The 16,928-nt window shown below is 70.8% G+C and carries 13 protein-coding genes; 9 read left to right on the forward strand and 4 right to left on the reverse strand.

All coding sequences use genetic code 11. The annotated features are described in order from the left end of the window. Positions 1 to 12: 12 nt before the first annotated feature. Entirely contained in the window at positions 13 to 1,431 is a 1,419-nt protein-coding gene (locus OHU35_RS30425; protein WP_189727970.1) for a sugar porter family MFS transporter, read from the forward strand. A gap of 107 nt (positions 1,432 to 1,538) precedes the next feature. Here the strand turns inward: OHU35_RS30425 and OHU35_RS30430 are convergent, their stop codons facing one another. Next, the gene (locus tag OHU35_RS30430; protein ID WP_359896451.1) at positions 1,539 to 2,510 is read right to left on the reverse strand and encodes an LLM class flavin-dependent oxidoreductase; all 972 of its coding nucleotides are present in this window, start codon (positions 2,508 to 2,510) and stop codon (positions 1,539 to 1,541) included. Between the two features lie 151 nt (positions 2,511 to 2,661). Here OHU35_RS30430 and ftsY point away from each other — a divergent pair, with 151 nt between their 5' ends. After that, on the forward strand, positions 2,662 to 3,861 hold the full coding sequence (gene ftsY / locus OHU35_RS30435; RefSeq protein ID WP_189727973.1) for a signal recognition particle-docking protein FtsY: 1,200 nt from the start codon (positions 2,662 to 2,664) through the stop codon (positions 3,859 to 3,861). A 102-nt stretch (positions 3,862 to 3,963) separates the two neighbouring features. Here the strand turns inward: ftsY and OHU35_RS30440 are convergent, their stop codons facing one another. Beyond that, positions 3,964 to 4,629, reverse strand: a complete 666-nt coding sequence (locus tag OHU35_RS30440) for a bifunctional DNA primase/polymerase (RefSeq protein ID WP_189727975.1) — start codon at positions 4,627 to 4,629, stop codon at positions 3,964 to 3,966. Between the two features lie 446 nt (positions 4,630 to 5,075). Between OHU35_RS30440 and OHU35_RS30445 the strand changes: the two genes are divergently transcribed. The 5 genes from OHU35_RS30445 to ffh all read left to right on the forward strand — a co-directional run bounded on the left by OHU35_RS30445 (position 5,076) and on the right by ffh (position 12,690). After that, positions 5,076 to 6,566: a hypothetical protein gene (locus tag OHU35_RS30445; protein ID WP_405507556.1), complete on the forward strand. Its 1,491-nt coding sequence runs from the start codon at positions 5,076 to 5,078 to the stop codon at positions 6,564 to 6,566. A gap of 340 nt (positions 6,567 to 6,906) precedes the next feature. Then, a complete protein-coding gene (locus tag OHU35_RS30450) occupies positions 6,907 to 8,247 on the forward strand; it encodes an ammonium transporter (protein ID WP_189727979.1) in 1,341 nt (446 codons plus the stop codon). After that, a complete protein-coding gene (locus tag OHU35_RS30455; RefSeq protein WP_030231663.1) occupies positions 8,244 to 8,582 on the forward strand; it encodes a P-II family nitrogen regulator in 339 nt (112 codons plus the stop codon). The genes OHU35_RS30450 and OHU35_RS30455 overlap by 4 nt, the downstream gene beginning before the upstream one ends. Positions 8,583 to 8,610: 28 nt before the next feature. Continuing rightward, positions 8,611 to 11,058, forward strand: coding sequence for a [protein-PII] uridylyltransferase (locus tag OHU35_RS30460; protein WP_189727981.1), 2,448 nt, complete (start codon positions 8,611 to 8,613; stop codon positions 11,056 to 11,058). 81 nt (positions 11,059 to 11,139) lie between these two features. Then, the gene (gene ffh / locus OHU35_RS30465; RefSeq protein ID WP_189727983.1) at positions 11,140 to 12,690 is read left to right on the forward strand and encodes a signal recognition particle protein; all 1,551 of its coding nucleotides are present in this window, start codon (positions 11,140 to 11,142) and stop codon (positions 12,688 to 12,690) included. Positions 12,691 to 12,772: 82 nt separating this feature from the next. Here ffh and OHU35_RS30470 read toward each other — a convergent pair whose 3' ends face one another. Both OHU35_RS30470 and OHU35_RS30475 read right to left on the reverse strand, forming a co-directional pair. Then, complete coding sequence (locus tag OHU35_RS30470) at positions 12,773 to 13,375, reverse strand: hypothetical protein (protein WP_189727985.1); 603 nt, start codon at positions 13,373 to 13,375, stop codon at positions 12,773 to 12,775. A 139-nt stretch (positions 13,376 to 13,514) separates the two neighbouring features. Further along, on the reverse strand, positions 13,515 to 14,369 hold the full coding sequence (locus OHU35_RS30475; protein WP_359896449.1) for a methyltransferase domain-containing protein: 855 nt from the start codon (positions 14,367 to 14,369) through the stop codon (positions 13,515 to 13,517). Positions 14,370 to 14,568: 199 nt separating this feature from the next. Between OHU35_RS30475 and proS the strand changes: the two genes are divergently transcribed. Together proS and OHU35_RS30485 are read left to right on the forward strand one after the other, a co-directional pair. Beyond that, complete coding sequence (proS, locus tag OHU35_RS30480; RefSeq protein ID WP_189727989.1) at positions 14,569 to 15,984, forward strand: proline--tRNA ligase; 1,416 nt, start codon at positions 14,569 to 14,571, stop codon at positions 15,982 to 15,984. A gap of 304 nt (positions 15,985 to 16,288) precedes the next feature. After that, entirely contained in the window at positions 16,289 to 16,897 is a 609-nt protein-coding gene (locus OHU35_RS30485) for a hypothetical protein (protein ID WP_184598513.1), read from the forward strand. The last annotated feature ends 31 nt before the right edge of the window (positions 16,898 to 16,928 follow it).

The raw sequence follows: 16,928 nt of genomic DNA on the forward strand, positions 1-16,928 counted from the left end.
CGAGGAGTACACGTGACCAGCACAGCGCAGGCACCCAAGTCCGGAGCCAGGACGGCTCACCCCGAGCATCTCGGGCACGTCATCTTCATCGCTGCGGCGGCCGCGATGGGCGGTTTTCTCTTCGGCTACGACAGTTCCGTGATCAACGGTGCCGTCGAGGCCATCCGCGGCCGCTACGACATCGGCTCCGCAGCCCTCGCCCAGGTCATCGCCGTCGCCCTCATCGGCTGCGCCATCGGCGCCGCGACCGCAGGCCGGATAGCCGACCGCATCGGCCGCATCCGGTGCATGCAGATCGCCGCGGTCCTCTTCACGATCAGCGCCGTCGGCTCCGCGCTCCCCTTCGCCCTGTGGGACCTCGCCTTCTGGCGCGTCGTCGGCGGTTTCGCCATCGGTATGGCCTCCGTGATCGGCCCGGCCTACATCGCCGAGGTCGCCCCGCCCGCCTACCGCGGCCGGCTCGGCTCCTTCCAGCAGGCCGCGATCGTCATCGGCATCGCCGTGTCGCAGCTGGTCAACTGGGGTCTGCTGAACGCCGCCGACGGCGACCAGCGCGGCAAGCTGATGGGCCTGGAGGCCTGGCAGGTCATGCTCGGCGTCATGGTCGTCCCGGCCGTCCTGTACGGCCTGCTCTCCTTCGCGATCCCCGAGTCCCCGCGCTTCCTGATCTCCGTCGGCAAGCACGAGCGCGCCCGGGAGATCCTCACCGAGGTCGAGGGCAAGGACATCGACCTGGACGCCCGCGTAGCCGAGATCGAGCACGCGATGACGAGCGAGCACAAGTCCAGCTTCAAGGACCTGCTCGGCGGGAGCTTCTTCTTCAAGCCGATCGTCTGGATCGGTATCGGCCTGTCGGTCTTCCAGCAGTTCGTCGGCATCAACGTCGCGTTCTACTACTCCTCGACGCTGTGGCAGTCGGTCGGCGTCGACCCGGCGGACTCGTTCTTCTACTCCTTCACCACGTCGATCATCAACATCGTCGGCACCGTGATCGCGATGATCTTCGTCGACCGCATCGGCCGCAAGCCGCTCGCGATCATCGGCTCGGTCGGCATGGTCGTCGGCCTGGCGCTGGAGGCCTGGGCGTTCTCCCACCCCCTGGTCGACGGCAGGCTGCCGGCCGCGCAGGGCTGGATCGCCCTGATCGCCGCGCACGTCTTCGTCCTCTTCTTCGCCCTGTCCTGGGGTGTGGTCGTCTGGGTCATGCTCGGCGAGATGTTCCCCAACCGGATCCGTGCCGCCGCCCTGGGCGTGGCCGCCGCCGCGCAGTGGATCGCCAACTGGGCCATCACCGCGAGCTTCCCGTCGCTGGCCGAGTGGAACCTCTCCGTGACGTACGTGATCTACACGGCCTTCGCCGCGCTCTCCATCCCGTTCATCCTGAAGTTCGTCAACGAGACGAAGGGCAAGGCCCTGGAGGAGATGGGCTGAGCCAGCCCCCCCCCGGACTCGGGGAGAAGGGCCAAGTCCCCGCTGCCCCTCTCCCCGTAACCCGCCGCCGCCCCGGTTCGGCCACTGCCCGAGCCGGGGCGGCGGTCTCATGCGGTCAGCCGGGGCAGCACCCGCTCCGCGAACAGCTGCAGACTCCGCCACCCCTCCTCCACCGGCATCCCGCCCGCCAGCGGATGCAGCACATAGGAGTCCAGGCCCAGCTCCGCGCACGCGTCGGGCGTGAGGATCCGGTACACGCCCTCGGCGCGCAGTTCCCCGACCGTCGTCGCGGCCGACTTCACGGCCGAGCGCACCCCGCTCGACTGCCAGGAGGCGTACGTCCGTGCCTCGTGCAGGAAGTGCCTGCCGTACTCCGCCCAGGCCCGGTCCGGGTCCTCGGCCAGGTGCAGCAGCGGCGTCTCGGCGGCGGGCATCATGACCCAGCCCTCGGTGCCGTACTCGGCGAGCCGGTCCTTGTAGTACGCCTCCAGCTCCGGCAGATGCGCGCTGGGGAAGAAGGGCAGGCCGAGCCGGGCGGCCCGGCGGGCGGCGGCCTTGGAGGAGCCGCCGACCAGGAGCAGCGGGTGCGGGTCGGTGTACGGGCGCGGGGTGATGCGGACCGTGCGGCCCCGATAGGCGAAGGGCTCGCCCGTCCACGCCTTCAGCAGCGTCTCCAGCAGCTCGTCTTGGAGCCGGCCGCGCCGGGCGAAGTCCACGCCGAACAGGTCGTACTCCTCGGGCCGGTATCCGATCCCGGCGACCGTCACCAGCCGGCCGCCGCTCAGCAGGTCCAGCACGGCGATCTCCTCGGCCAGCCGCAGCGGGTCGTGCAGCGGGCCGATCACCGCCGAGACCGTGACCGCGACACGCCGGGTCGCGCCGAAAACGGCCCCCGCGAACGCGAACGGGGACGGCAGCCAGTTGTTGTCGGCGCCGTGGTGCTCCTCCGTCTGCACGGTGGTGACGCCCCGGTCGTCGGCGTACGAGGCCATCTCCAGGGCCGCCCGGTAACGGGCGCCGAGCTCGGCGGGGGAGGCCCCGGGAGCGACGAGGTTGAAGCGTGCGACCGTGACGGGCATGGGGACGTCTCCCTCCACCGGGCGGGTGTCCGGGGGACGTTAGCTGACGATGCGTCAGACATCCAGGGGTGTGGAGATCCGGCTGCCCTCGGCCCCGGAGGACGGCACAAGCGGGGTGACCCGGGGGCCCATGGCTGATACTGGACGCGTTATGGACATCGTCATCCTTGCTGTAGTCATCGCCGTGGTCGTGCTCGGCGCGCTCGGCGGGCTCATCGTCGGCAGCCGGCGCAAGAAGCAGCTGCCCCCGCCCCCGCCCGCAACGCCCGACATCACCGCCCCACCGGCCGAGCCGCACGTCGGCGACGAGGCCGAGACGCCGCGGGAGGAACCGCGGCGCACGATAGAGGAGGTGGATCTCCCGGACGGCTCGGCTCCCGTCACCGTCGAGGAGCCGCCCGCCGAAGCTCCCGAGATCGAGATCCCGGAGCCCACCGCGGGCCGCCTGGTCCGGCTGCGGGCCCGTCTCTCCCGCTCGCAGAACGCCCTCGGCCAGGGGCTGCTCACGCTGCTGTCGCGCGAGCACCTCGACGAGGACACCTGGGAGGAGATCGAGGACACGCTGCTCACCGCCGACGTCGGTGTGCAGCCCACCCAGGAGCTGGTCGAGCGCCTGCGCGAGCGCGTGAAGGTGCTCGGCACCCGTACCCCCGTCGAACTGCGCACCCTGCTGCGCGAGGAACTGCTCACACTGGTCGGCCGCGACATGGACCGCGTGGTCAAGACCGAGCCGGAGGACCGCAAGCCGGGCATCGTGATGGTCGTCGGGGTCAACGGCACCGGCAAGACCACCACCACCGGCAAGCTCGCGCGCGTCCTGGTCGCGGACGGCCAGAGCGTGGTCCTGGGCGCCGCCGACACCTTCCGGGCCGCCGCCGCCGACCAGCTCCAGACCTGGGGCGAGCGCGTCGGCGCCCACACCGTGCGCGGACCGGAGGAGGGCGACCCGGCCTCCGTCGCCTTCGACGCGGTCAAGGAGGGCAAGGAGATGGGCGCGAACGTCGTGCTCATCGACACCGCCGGCCGTCTGCACACCAAGACCGGCCTCATGGACGAGCTCGGCAAGGTCAAGCGGGTCGTGGAGAAGCACGCCCCGGTGGACGAGGTGCTGCTCGTGCTCGACGCCACCACCGGCCAGAACGGCCTGGTCCAGGCCCGGGTCTTCGCCGAGGTCGTCGACATCACCGGCATCGTGCTCACCAAGCTGGACGGCACGGCCAAGGGCGGCATCGTGGTCGCGGTCCAGCGCGAGCTGGGCGTTCCGGTCAAGCTCGTCGGGCTCGGCGAGGGCGCGGACGACCTGGCGCCGTTCGAGCCGGAGGCGTTCGTTGACGCCCTTATCGGGGAGTGAGCTCCGAACCAGCCGAGTGGAGCACCTCCGGATATCCGGATGCGCACGGCGAAGCGCCCGCCCCGAGACACCGTCGGGTCGGGCGCTTCGCTGCGAACGGGGTCAGGCCCGTGACCGATGCGCCACATACGCCAGCGTGCCCAGCACCAGGCGGGCCTCCGGCGCCCTGGACGCCGAGTCCAGGGCGGGGGAGCGCAGCCAGCGCACCGGGCCCAGACCGCCGCGGTCGGAGGGCGGTGCCGTGATGTGCGTACCGGGACCGAGGCCGCGCAGGTCGAGGGCGGCGGGGTCGTCCCAGCCCATGCGGTAGAGCAGGCCGGGCAGATCGGCGGCGGCGCCGGGGGCGACGAAGAAGTGGGCGCGGCCGTCCGGGGTCGCCGCGACCGGGCCGACGGGCAGGCCCATGCGCTCCAGCCGGGCCAGCGCACGGCAGCCGGCGGGTTCGGCCACCTCGATGACGTCGAACGCCCGGCCGACCGGCAGCATCACCGAGGCGCCGGGGCACTCGCCCCAGGACTCGGTCACGTCGTCCAGCGTCGCCCCGGCGGGGATCACCGGCGCGAAGTCCAGCGGATGCGCGCCCGGCGCCGGGCAGTCGCGACGGCCGCAGGAGCAGGCGCCCGCCGACGCCCGGGCGCCCGGGACCACGTCCCAGCCCCACAGCCCGGTGTACTCGGCCACGGCGATGCCGTCCGACGTGCGGCCGCGGCGGCGCGAGCCGGACCGGATGTCGCGCATGCCCCGGCTGATGCCGATCGTGAAGCCCATGCCCCCTCCAACGGGTCCGACGCACCGGTGGTTACGCAGCGGTCGCTCTGCGTGACTCTCTGTTTCCGCCTTCCCGGGCGGCGGTCCGTTCAGTCAGCGCCCGGACGTGCCCAGGGTGGTGTACTCGACGACACGCGCCCCTCGGTGCATCGCTGCACCCGCTCCTGGTTGTGCTGTGTCAAGTGAATCGCGAGGAGGCGTACGTGAGTTCATTCGAAGGGGTGGCGAATGGTGGCGTTTCCGTGTGAGCCGTGGCTGGACGGGTGATCGTAGGATTACTTTGTGTGCACGAGTCCTGGGGGCACATGCACTCGTGGGTATGCCGGAGGCAAGTCGGTATTCCGTTCGATGGGTGACAAGGGCCGGACGGGCGGCCGTACGAACCGGCATGCTGATAGGGCTTGGCGCACTCGGCGACAAGTGGTCTCAGGGATGGGGGCGTTCCAGTGAGCGGCAACGGCGGAAGCGGAACGAACGCTGCGAGCGCGACGCACGCTGACAAGCGCCAGAACGAGCTGCTCACCTCCTGGTTCGTGCGCAGCGGCTGGTCCAAGGGCGAGCTCGCCCGCCAGGTCAACCGCCGGGCACGCCAGCTGGGCGCCAACCACATCTCCACGGACACCTCGCGCGTCCGCCGCTGGCTCGACGGCGAGAACCCCCGCGAGCCGATCCCCAGGATCCTGTCCGAGCTGTTCTCGGAGCGTTTCGGTGTCGTCGTCTCCGTCGAGGACCTGGGGCTGCGCACCGCGCGCCAGTCACCCTCCGCGACCGGCGTCGACCTGCCCTGGACGGGCCCGCAGACCGTGGCCCTGCTCAGCGAGTTCTCGCGCAGCGACCTGATGCTGGCGCGGCGCGGCTTCCTCGGGAGCTCGCTGGTCCTGTCTGCGGGCCCGGCCCTCATCGAGCCCATGCAGCGCTGGCTCGTCCCCTCGCCCCCGGCCCAGCGGTCGGAGCCCGAGTCCGGCTCCGGGCGGGCCCGTGGCCGGCTCTCCAAACCGGAGCTGGACCTCCTGGAGTCCACGACCGTGATGTTCCGGCAGTGGGACGCCCAGTGCGGCGGCGGCCTGCGCCGCAAGGCGGTCGTCGGCCAGCTGCACGAGGTGACGGACCTGCTCCAGGAGCCCCAGCCCGAGGCCACCACCCGGCGGCTGTTCAAGGTCGCCGCCGAACTCGCCGAGCTGGCCGGCTGGATGTCGTACGACATCGGGCTCCAGCCGACCGCGCAGAAGTACTTCGTCCTCGCGCTGCACGCCGCGAAGGAGGCCGGTGACCGGCCCCTCGGCTCCTATGTGCTGTCCAGCATGAGCCGGCAGATGATCCACCTCGGGCGGCCCGACGACGCGCTGGAGCTGATCCACCTCGCGCAGTACGGCAGCCGCGACTGCGCGAGCCCGCGCACCCAGTCGATGCTGTATGCGATGGAGGCCCGCGCCTACGCCAACATGGGACAGCCCGGCAAGTGCAAGCGGGCGGTCCGGATGGCCGAGGACACCTTCGCCGACGCCGGCGAGTGGGACGAGCCGGACCCCGACTGGATCCGCTTCTTCTCCGAGGCCGAGCTGTACGGCGAGAACTCCCACTCGTACCGCGACCTGGCCTATGTCGCCGGCCGCAGCCCGACCTACGCCTCGCTGGCCGAGCCCCTGATGGAGCGGGCCGTGGCGCTCTTCGCCGAGGACGGCGAGCACCAGAGGTCGTATGCGCTCAACCTGATCGGCATGGCCACGGTGCACCTCCTCCGGCGCGAGGCCGAGCAGAGCACGGTCTTCGCCGCCCAGGCCATGCAGGTGGCCAAGAAGGTCCGCTCCGAGCGGGTCAACACTCGTATCCGAAAGACGGTCGACACGGCCGCGCGGGACTTCGGTGACCTCGGCGAGGTCGTCGACCTCACCGAACGGCTCGCCGTAGAGCTGCCCGAGGCCGCGGAGGCGGTCTGACCGCCACCCTCCGAGACCCCTGAACCCCGGCCGCGGCCGGCCCTCCCGAACTGCCCGACTCGGCTCCCCCATGCCAGGTCATCGGAAGGCCGACCGCGGCCGGCCTGTGCGTCCCGAAGACAGCGGGACCGAAGGTTGCGCCACGATAACGATCGGCGCGCCCGCAATCCGGCAGTTCATCGACGCGTAACACAGAACGCGCCTTCGTCACGGTCGCGAAACAACGAGGGGCTTCCACCGAAACCGCGCTGCGCCAATCTCGTGGCGCATAACCGGCCCGCCCCTCATTCCGCTCGAGGCTTCGCCCGCACGGGGCCGTACCAACGACGAGGAGACGCCGATGGCACCAGCCATCACCCTTGCCGCAGAAGCACCCAAGCTGTCTGCCGCCAACACAGGGTTCATGCTCATCTGTTCCGCCCTGGTGATGCTCATGACCCCGGGTCTGGCCTTCTTCTACGGAGGCATGGTCCGCGTCAAGAGCACCCTGAACATGCTGATGATGAGCTTCATCAGCCTCGGGATCGTCACCATCCTGTGGGTGCTGTACGGCTTCTCCATGGCGTTCGGCACCGACTCCGGGAGCCTCATCGGCTGGAACTCGGACTGGGTCGGCCTCGGCAACATCGGCCTGACGGAGCTCTGGCCCGGCTACACCGTCCCGGTCTTCGTGTTCCTGGTCTTCCAGCTGATGTTCGCGATCATCACGCCCGCCCTGATCAGCGGTGCGCTCGCGGACCGCGTGAAGTTCAGCGCGTGGGCGCTGTTCATCGCCCTGTGGGCCACGGTCGTCTATTTCCCGGTCGCGCACTGGGTCTGGGGCGCCGGTGGCTGGGCCTTCGAGCTGGGCGTGATCGACTTCGCCGGTGGTACAGCGGTCCACATCAACGCCGGTGCCGCCGCGCTCGGCGTGATCCTGGTCATCGGCAAGCGCGTCGGCTTCAAGAAGGACCCGATGCGCCCGCACAGCCTGCCGCTGGTCATGCTCGGCGCCGGTCTGCTGTGGTTCGGCTGGTTCGGCTTCAACGCCGGCTCCTGGCTCGGCAACGACGACGGCGTCGGCGCGCTGATGTTCGTCAACACGCAGGTCGCCACCGCCGCCGCCATGCTGGCCTGGCTCGCCTACGAGAAGATCCGGCACGGCGCGTTCACCACGCTGGGCGCCGCCTCCGGCGCCGTCGCGGGCCTGGTCGCCATCACCCCGGCCGGTGGCGCGGTCACCCCGATGGGCGCTATCGCCGTCGGCGTCATCGCCGGTGTGCTGTGCGCCATGGCCGTCGGCCTGAAGTACAAGTTCGGCTACGACGACTCCCTCGACGTCGTCGGCGTCCACCTGGTCGGCGGTGTCGTCGGCTCCCTGCTGATCGGCTTCTTCGCCAGCGGCAAGGGCCAGTCCGAGGTCGAGGGCCTCTTCTACGGCGGCGGCCTGACCCAGTTCTGGAAGCAGTGCGCCGGTGTCTTCGCGGTGCTCGCCTACTCCCTGATCGTCTCCGCGATCCTCGCCTTCATCCTCCACAAGACCATCGGTATGCGGGTCTCCGAGGACGAGGAGGTCGCCGGTATCGACCAGGCAGAGCACGCCGAGACCGCATACGACTTCAGCGGCGCCGGTGGCGGTGCCGCCAAGACCGCCGTCACGGCCCCGGTCGCCGCGGCCGCGAGCAAGAAGGTGGACGCATGAAGCTCATCACCGCCGTCGTGAAGCCGCACCGGCTCGACGAGATCAAGGAGGCCCTGCAGGCCTTCGGAGTACACGGCCTGACGGTCACCGAGGCCAGCGGCTACGGTCGTCAGCGGGGCCACACCGAGGTCTACCGCGGTGCCGAGTACACCGTCGACCTGGTCCCCAAGATCCGCATCGAGGTCCTGGTCGAGGACGACGACGCCGAGCAGCTGATCGATGTCGTGGTCAAGGCGGCCCGCACCGGCAAGATCGGTGACGGCAAGGTCTGGTCCATCCCGGTCGAGACGGCCGTACGGGTCCGGACCGGCGAGCGCGGCCCCGACGCGCTCTGAGGCAGGCAAACAGAACAGGAGTCGCTGGGTGACGGGTACGGACGTGCAGAAGGAAGCAGAGGACTCGGGACCCAGCGGCTACGCGGCGGCCCGGCTGCGTCTCCTCACCGAGGAGACGCGGTCCGGGCCGCCGCGCCGTGCGGCCCTGGCCGAACTGACGGACGACTGGCTCACCGGCCTGTTCGCCGCCGGGGCGGAGGGACTGCGCGGGGCCTCCCTGGTCGCCGTGGGCGGCTACGGACGAGGCGAGCTGTCCCCACGCAGCGACCTCGACCTGCTCCTGCTGCACGACGGCAGCGACACCAAGGCGGTCGCCGCCCTCGCCGACCGGCTCTGGTACCCCGTCTGGGACCTGGGGCTGGACCTCGACCATTCCGTGCGCACGCCCGTCGAGGCCCGCAAGACGGCCGGCGAGGACCTCAAGGTGCAGCTCGGCCTGCTGGACGCCCGGCACATCGCCGGCGACCTCGGTCTCACCGCCGGACTGCGCACGGCCGTGCTGGCCGACTGGCGCAACCAGGCGCCGAAACGCCTCCCCGAACTCCAGGAACTGTGCGCCGAGCGCGCCGAGCGCCAGGGGGAGTTGCAGTACCTGCTGGAGCCCGACCTGAAGGAGGCCCGGGGCGGGCTGCGCGACGCCACCGCCCTGCGCGCCGTCGCCGCCTCCTGGCTCGCCGACGCCCCGCGCGAGGGCCTGGCCGACGCCCGGCGCCGGCTCCTCGACGTACGGGACGCCCTGCACCTGGCCACCGGGCGCGCGACCGACCGGCTCGCCCTCCAGGAGCAGGACCAGGTGGCCGCCGAGCTCGGTCTGCTCGACGCCGACACGCTGCTGCGGCAGGTGTACGAGGCGGCACGGCTCGTCTCGTACGCCAGCGATGTCACCTGGCGCGAGGTGGGGCGTGTGCTGCGGTCGCGCGCCGTGCGGCCCCGGCTGCGCGCCATGCTGGGCGGCGGGAAGCCCGTGACGGAGCGGTCTCCGCTGGCCGAAGGGGTGGTGGAGCAGGACGGCGAGGTGGTGCTCGCCCGTGCCGCGCGCCCCGAGCGGGACCCGGTGCTGCCGCTGCGCGCCGCGGCGGCCGCCGCGCAGGCCGGACTCCCGCTCTCCCTGCACGCCGTACGGCGCATGGCCGCCGCCGCACGCCCGGTGCCCACGCCCTGGCCCGCCGAGGCACGCGAACAGCTCGTGACCCTGCTCGGCTCCGGCCGCCCGACCGTCGAGGTCTGGGAGGCCCTGGAGGTCGAGGGTCTGATCACCCGGCTGCTGCCCGACTGGGAGCGGGTGCGCTGCCGTCCGCAGCGCAACGCCGTGCACCTGTGGACCGTCGACCGGCACCTCATCGAGACCGCCGTACAGGCCTCCGAGTTCACCCGCCGGGTCAGCCGCCCCGACCTGCTGCTGGTCGCCGCGCTGCTGCACGACATCGGCAAGGGCTGGCCCGGCGACCACTCCGTGGCCGGCGAGATCATCGCCAAGGACGTGGCCGCCCGCATCGGCTTCGACCGCCACGAGGTGACGGTCGTCGCCACCCTCGTACGGCACCATCTGCTCCTCGTCGAGACGGCCACCCGGCGTGACCTGGAGGATCCGGCCACCGTGCGCTCCGTCGCCGAGGCCGTGGGCTCCCAGGGCACCCTGGAACTGCTGCACGCGCTCACCGAGGCCGACGCCCTGGCCACCGGACCGGCCGCCTGGTCGTCCTGGCGCGGCTCGCTCGTCGCCGACCTCGTCAAGCGGGTCTCGGCGGTGCTCGCCGGGGACGCCCCGGACGACCCGGAGGAGGGCGCGCCGACGGCCGAGCAGGAGCGGCTCGCCCTCGAGGCGGCCGCGACGGGCAGCCCGGTCCTCGCCCTGCGGGCACAGACCGAGCCGCCCGCCGGTCAGGAGCCGTCCGGCGACCCCGAGCCGCTGGGTGTGGAACTTCTCATCGCCGTCCCCGACCAGCCGGGCGTCCTGCCCGCGGTGGCCGGTGTCCTCGCCATGCACCGGCTGACCGTGCGCACGGCGGAACTGCGCTCCCTGACCCTCCCGGACGGCGTCGACGGCTCCGTCCTGCTGCTGGACTGGCGGGTCGCCGCCGAGTACGGCTCCCTGCCGCAGGCCGCCCGGCTGCGCGCGGATCTGGTCCGGGCCCTGGACGGCTCCCTGGACATCGCCGGCCGCCTCGCCGAACGGGACGCGGCCTATCCGCGCCGCCGGGGCGTGGTCGCCCCCGCGGCCCGGGTGTCGGTCCACCCGGCCGCCTCCCGGCTGGCCACGGTCATCGAGGTACGCTCCCAGGACGCCCCGGGCCTGCTGTTCCGCATCGGCCGCGCCCTGGATGACGCGGGCGTACAGGTGCGCAGCGCGCATGTCTCCACACTCGGCGCCAACGCCGTGGACGCCTTCTACGTGACCGGCCCGGAGGGCGCGCCCCTGCCCGGGGACGAGGCGGCTTCGGTGGCGCGGAAGCTGGAGGAGACTCTGCGTGGGTGAGGCCGACCCGCCGACTTGTCACGCCGGGATACCCTGGAGGGCGATTCCCTGTAGCCACCAACCCTGAGGACCGCGAGCGCCGTGTTCGATACTCTTTCCGATCGCCTCTCAGCGACCTTCAAGAACCTGCGCGGCAAGGGGCGTCTCAGCGAAGCGGACATCGACGCCACGGCCCGGGACATCCGGATCGCGCTCCTCGAGGCGGACGTGGCGCTGCCGGTCGTCCGGACGTTCATCAAGAACGTCAAGGAGCGCGCCCTCGGTGCCGAGGTCAGCAAGGCGCTGAACCCCGCCCAGCAGGTCCTCAAGATCGTCAACGAGGAACTCGTCACCATCCTCGGCGGCGAGACCCGGCGCCTGCGCTTCGCCAAGCAGCCGCCCACCGTGATCATGCTGGCGGGTCTGCAGGGTGCCGGTAAGACCACCCTCGCGGGCAAGCTCGGCCGCTGGCTGAAGGAGCAGGGCCACTCGCCGCTGCTGGTCGCCTGTGACCTCCAGCGCCCGAACGCCGTGAACCAGCTCAGCGTCGTCGCCGAGCGCGCGGGCGTCGGCATCTACGCGCCGGAGCCGGGCAACGGCGTCGGCGACCCGGTCAAGGTCGCCAAGGACTCCATCGAGCACGCCAAGTCCAAGGTCCACGACATCGTGATCGTGGACACCGCCGGCCGCCTCGGCATCGACCAGGAGATGATGCAGCAGGCCGCTGACATCAGGGACGCGGTCAGCCCCGAGGAGATCCTGTTCGTCGTCGACGCGATGATCGGCCAGGACGCGGTCAACACCGCCGAGGCCTTCCGCGACGGCGTCGGCTTCGACGGCGTGGTGCTCTCCAAGCTCGACGGTGACGCCCGTGGTGGTGCGGCCCTGTCGATCCGGCAGATCACCGGCAAGCCGATCATGTTCGCGTCGAACGGCGAGAAGCTCGACGACTTCGACGCCTTCCACCCTGACCGGATGGCCTCCCGCATCCTCGACATGGGTGACCTGCTCACCCTGATCGAGCAGGCGGAGAAGACATTCAGCCAGGAAGAGGCCGAGAAAATGGCCTCCAAGCTGGCGTCCAAGAAGGGCCAGGACTTCACCCTGGACGACTTCCTGGCCCAGATGGAGCAGGTCAGGAAGATGGGCTCCATCTCCAAGCTGCTCGGCATGCTCCCGGGCATGGGCCAGATGAAGGACCAGATCCAGAACCTCGACGAGCGGGACGTCGACCGTACGGCCGCCATCATCAAGTCGATGACCCCGGCCGAGCGCCAGGAGCCGACGATCATCAACGGCTCGCGCCGCGCCCGTATCGCGCGTGGTTCCGGTGTCGACGTCAGCGCGGTGAAGAACCTGGTCGAGCGGTTCTTCGAGGCCCGCAAGATGATGTCCCGCATGGCCCAGGGCGGCGGCATGCCCGGGATGCCCGGCATGCCGGGCATGGGCGGCGGTCCCGGCCGGACGAAGAAGAAGCAGAAGCAGGCCAAGGGCAAGCAGCGCTCCGGCAACCCGATGAAGCGCAAGCAGCAGGAGCAGGAGGAGGCCGCCCGCCGGGCCGCCGCGGCCGAGGGCGGCAGCGCCTTCGGACTGCCGCAGCAGGGCGGTAAGGACTTCGAACTCCCCGACGAGTTCAAGAAGTTCATGGGCTGACGGCCCGTACCGCACGACACCGAGGGCGCCCCCTTTCTCTACGGAAGGGGGCGCCCTCAGTGCTCTGTGGGTGACCGGCCGGTCAGGCGTTCGGGAACTTCCAGATGTAGGGCTCGCCGTCCTCCTCGGACCAGTGGACCTCGACGTTCTTGGCGTTCGCCGGGATCACGTAGGTCTCGCAGAAGACGTGGCTCTCGCCCTGCTTCCAGCTGTCGACGTCGTAGGGGTCCTCGCAGCCCGCGGCGTCCTCGGACGCGCCGATGAGGACGGTGCCGCGCTGCCCGTCGGCGAAGACCGTGGTGCCGTCGTGCACATCGGCACCGTCGGTGAGGGCGGGGCCGCTCTTGTGCGTGTACTTCAGGTAGGCGGTGGCCAGCACCTTGCCCTTGACCTTGTCCGGCTCCGAGACGGCCTTGGCGGCCTCGGCCTCGGTGCCCACGTCCACCTTCTGCGCCAGGATCTCGTAGGTGACCTTGCCCGGGTCCTCCTCGACCTTGCCCGTGGCGCTCTCGCCGCTCCCCATCTCGCCGCCGGACGTCGGCTCCGGCGACGGGAAGACCTTGGCCTTCTCGGTGGCCGGGCTCTTCGCGCCGGCGTTGTCGTCGCCGCCTCCGCAGGCGGTGAGCGACAGAGCGAGGACGGCGACGGGCGCGACGAGACGCAGCGCGGTCTTGTGGTGCGGCAAAGCAGCTCCTGTATGCAGATGTGTAGATCCCCCGAGCGGTGGATCAGATTAAGCGGTCATGATCCACTTCATGGCACCAGAAGCACCGCACCGTGCTTTCTTCACACCATTCACACCTGCACCGGACAAGGTTTGATCTTTATGGAACCCGAGCGATCAGATAGCGGAACACATTGGGCATCCACACGGTCCCGTCCTGCCGCTGGTGCGGATGCAGTGCCTCGCTCAGCTCCTTGTCGACCTGCACCTGGTCGGTCGCGGCCATCGCCGCGTCGAAGAGCCCCGTCGACTTGAGCCCGCGTACCGCGCTGTCCGCGTCGGCGTAGCCGAAGGGGCACGCCACCCGCCCGGAACCGTCCGGCTTGAGCCCGGCCCGCTGGGCGACGTCCTCCAGGTCGTCGCGGAGGGCGGGACGCCAGCTGCCCGTGTTGCGCAGCGGCTCCGCCAGCTTGGTGGCCACCCGCAGCACGGACGTCGTGGCGCACCGCTCCGGCGGACCCCAGCCCGCCAGCACCACGGCCGCACCGCGCTCGGCGAGCGGCGTCGCCTCCGCGAGCAGCCCGCTCATCCCCTCCGAGTCGCCCGCGAGGCACCCGATCGGCTCGAAAGCCGTCACCAGGCTGTACGCGGGAGCGCCCGGCACCGCCGCGTCCCGGGGCGAGCCCTCGACCAGCCGGGTCTCCGCACGCGGGCGCGTGCCCCACGCCTCGGGCTGCAGCCGCTCCCGTGCGAAGGTCATTCTTTCGGGGGAGAAGTCGACACCGGTGACCGTCGCTCCCCGGGCGGCGGCCATCAGCAGGGCGAGTCCGGAACCGCAGCCGAGGCCGAGCAGCCGCGTGGCGGGACCCACGTCCAGTCGCTCGTAGACGGCCTCGTAGAGCGGTACGAGCATCCGCTCCTGGATCTCGGACCAGTCACGCGCGCGTGCACGCAGGTCCACGCGGGGTGCGGCCCCCGCGTGAGGCAGGTGCTGCCGCACGAGCGTAGGTGTCATAAGTAAGCGCCCCAATCCGCCGAGAGTTGCCTCTTGCCCGATTCCATGGCCCCCGTGACAGTGCGCTCGCACTACCCCCGTATGCCAGGAAACTCCCCCCTCGACCTGTCGTCCAGTGGAATGCGCCCCGGCATATGAGTTGTCATGTGCCTATGGCGAGATTTCACATTCCGGCAACTTGGGCCCGTACCATCTCGCCATGACCAAGGCACCCGTTCTCACCCCCCGGGCGGACGATTTCCCGCGCTGGTACCAGGACTTGATCACCAAGGCGGAACTCGCCGACAACGGTCCGGTGCGCGGCACCATGGTCATCCGACCGTACGGGTACGGGCTGTGGGAGCGGATGCAGTCCGAGATGGACGCCCGCATCAAGGAGACGGGCACCCAGAACGCGTACTTCCCGCTGCTGATCCCCCAGTCGTACCTGACCAGGGAAGCGGACCACGTCGAGGGCTTCGCGCCCGAGCTGGCCGTGGTCACCCATGGCGGCGGCAAGGAACTCGAAGAGCCCGCCGTGGTCCGGCCCACCTCCGAGATGATCATCAACGACTACTTCTCGAAGTGGGTGCAGAGCTACCGCGACCTGCCGCTGCTCATCAACCAGTGGGCCAACGTCGTGCGCTGGGAGCTCAGGCCCCGCCTGTTCCTGCGCACCTCCGAGTTCCTCTGGCAGGAAGGCCACACCGCGCACGCGACCTACGAGGAGGCGCGCGACTTCGCCGCGCACATTCACCGGCAGGTCTACGAGGACTTCATGGTGAACGTGCTCGCGATGGACGTCGTCCCGGGCCGCAAGACCGTCAAGGAGCGGTTCGCCGGCGCCGTCAACACCCTCACCCTCGAAGGCATGATGGGCGACGGCAAGGCCCTCCAGATGGCCACGAGCCATGAACTGGGCCAGAACTTCGCGAAGGCCTTCAACACCCGGTACCTGTCCAAGGACGGCAAGCAGGAGCTGGTCTGGCAGACGTCCTGGGGTTCCACCACCCGCATGATCGGCGCCCTGGTGATGATGCACGGCGACGACAACGGCCTGCGCGTCCCGCCGCGGCTCGCGCAGATCCAGGCCGTGGTGCTCGCGATCAAGGGCGACGAGGCGGTTCTGGCCACCGTCCGCGAGCTCGGCGACCGGCTGAAGGCCGCCGGTGTCCGCGTCCAGGTCGACGACCGCACCGACATCCCCTTCGGCCGCCGTGCCGTCGACTGGGAGCTCAAGGGCGTCCCGGTGCGCATCGAGGTCGGCCCGCGCGACCTGGAGAACGGCACGGCGATGCTGGCGCGCCGCATCCCGGGAGGCAAGGAGCCGGTGTCCCTGGACTCCCTGGTGTCGCTGCTGCCCGAGGTCCTGGAGGAGGACCAGGCCCTGCTGCTGAAGCAGTCCCGCGAGCGCCGCGAGTCCCGTACGACCGAGGTCGCCACGTTCGAGGAGGCCGTCGAGGCGGCCACCGCCGGCGGCTGGGCGCGCATCCCCTGGGCCGTGCTCGGCGAGGAGGGCGAGTCCAAGCTCGCCGATCACGCGGCGACCGTACGGTGTCTGGTCGCCGAGGACGGGTCGGTGCCGGACGCCGACGACGCACCCGGTAACGTCGCCGTCGTGGCACGCGCTTACTGAGTGGGGCGCAAGGCGGCCGAAACGCCTCTTGCGTACGCGCGGACCCCTGCTTCCCCGGCGTGTGGACCTGAGCTGCGCGCCGGTCGGGAGGGATGGCCCGAAGGGCCTCCGTTGAGGGTGGCGGCGGGAGACGGGTGGGCGTACGCGGAACTACGCACCACCTTGTGGTGAGCTGCGAGGCTTCTCCACAGATCAGCGCACGCGCCCTCGTCAGGACGCATCAGAGGCAACTGACGGGTACGTGCAAATTATTTGGGATGGCCCGGAATCGGAACACTGTGGCACCCCGGCTCGTTGTCATTACGTGAGCACGACACAGACACCACCTGTTCTCGCCGCAGAGCTGGCACAGGCGTGGGCCGATATTCAGCGGTACCACCCCGAGCTGCCCGACCTTGCCGCGCCAGAGTCCCTGATCGGGGAGTCGTCGTCCGCGTGCGGTCACGAGCTCTCCTTCGAGCGACTGCTCCATGAGGCAGTCCATGGCATCGCCGCCTCGCGCGGCGTCCGCGACACCTCCCGTGCCGGCCGCTACCACAACCGCAGATTCCTCGCGATCGCCGAGGAGCTGGGCCTGGACCACCCCGAGGAACCGCATCCCAGCAGCGGTTTCTCCCTGGTCACGCTCACTCCCGAGGCGAAGCGCCGCTACCGCCCGACGATGGAACGCCTCCAGCGCGCCCTGAAGGCCCACACGGCCGCGACCTCCTCCGACACCTCCCGCACCTTCCGGGGCCCGGCCGCACGCCACGGCTCCTCCGGCGGCGGCGTACGCGTCAAGGCGGTCTGCGACTGCGGCCGCAACGTACGCGTGGTTCCGTCCGTACTCGCCCAGGCGCCGATCGTCTGCGGCGGCTGCGGCAAGCCGTTCCGTATCCCGGACGTCGTGGGAGCGGGAGCGGTGGCGGGCTGACGTCGGCAACCGGCATCTCGTGGCTGCCGGT

Source organism: Streptomyces purpurascens, from assembly GCF_045040895.1.
Lineage (GTDB): Bacteria > Actinomycetota > Actinomycetes > Streptomycetales > Streptomycetaceae > Streptomyces > Streptomyces purpurascens.

Bases quoted from the DNA above. Each gene is read 5' to 3' on its own strand.
- OHU35_RS30450 (WP_189727979.1), top strand. From the start codon at position 6,907: ATGGCACCAGCCATCACCCTTGCCGCAGAAGCACCCAAGCTGTCTGCC.
- proS (WP_189727989.1), top strand. From the start codon at position 14,569: ATGACCAAGGCACCCGTTCTCACCCCCCGGGCGGACGATTTCCCGCGC.
- ftsY (WP_189727973.1), top strand. From the start codon at position 2,662: ATGGACATCGTCATCCTTGCTGTAGTCATCGCCGTGGTCGTGCTCGGC.
- OHU35_RS30455 (WP_030231663.1), top strand. From the start codon at position 8,244: ATGAAGCTCATCACCGCCGTCGTGAAGCCGCACCGGCTCGACGAGATC.
- OHU35_RS30440 (WP_189727975.1), bottom strand. From the start codon at position 4,629: ATGGGCTTCACGATCGGCATCAGCCGGGGCATGCGCGACATCCGGTCC.
- OHU35_RS30430 (WP_359896451.1), bottom strand. From the start codon at position 2,510: ATGCCCGTCACGGTCGCACGCTTCAACCTCGTCGCTCCCGGGGCCTCC.
- OHU35_RS30475 (WP_359896449.1), bottom strand. From the start codon at position 14,369: ATGACACCTACGCTCGTGCGGCAGCACCTGCCTCACGCGGGGGCCGCA.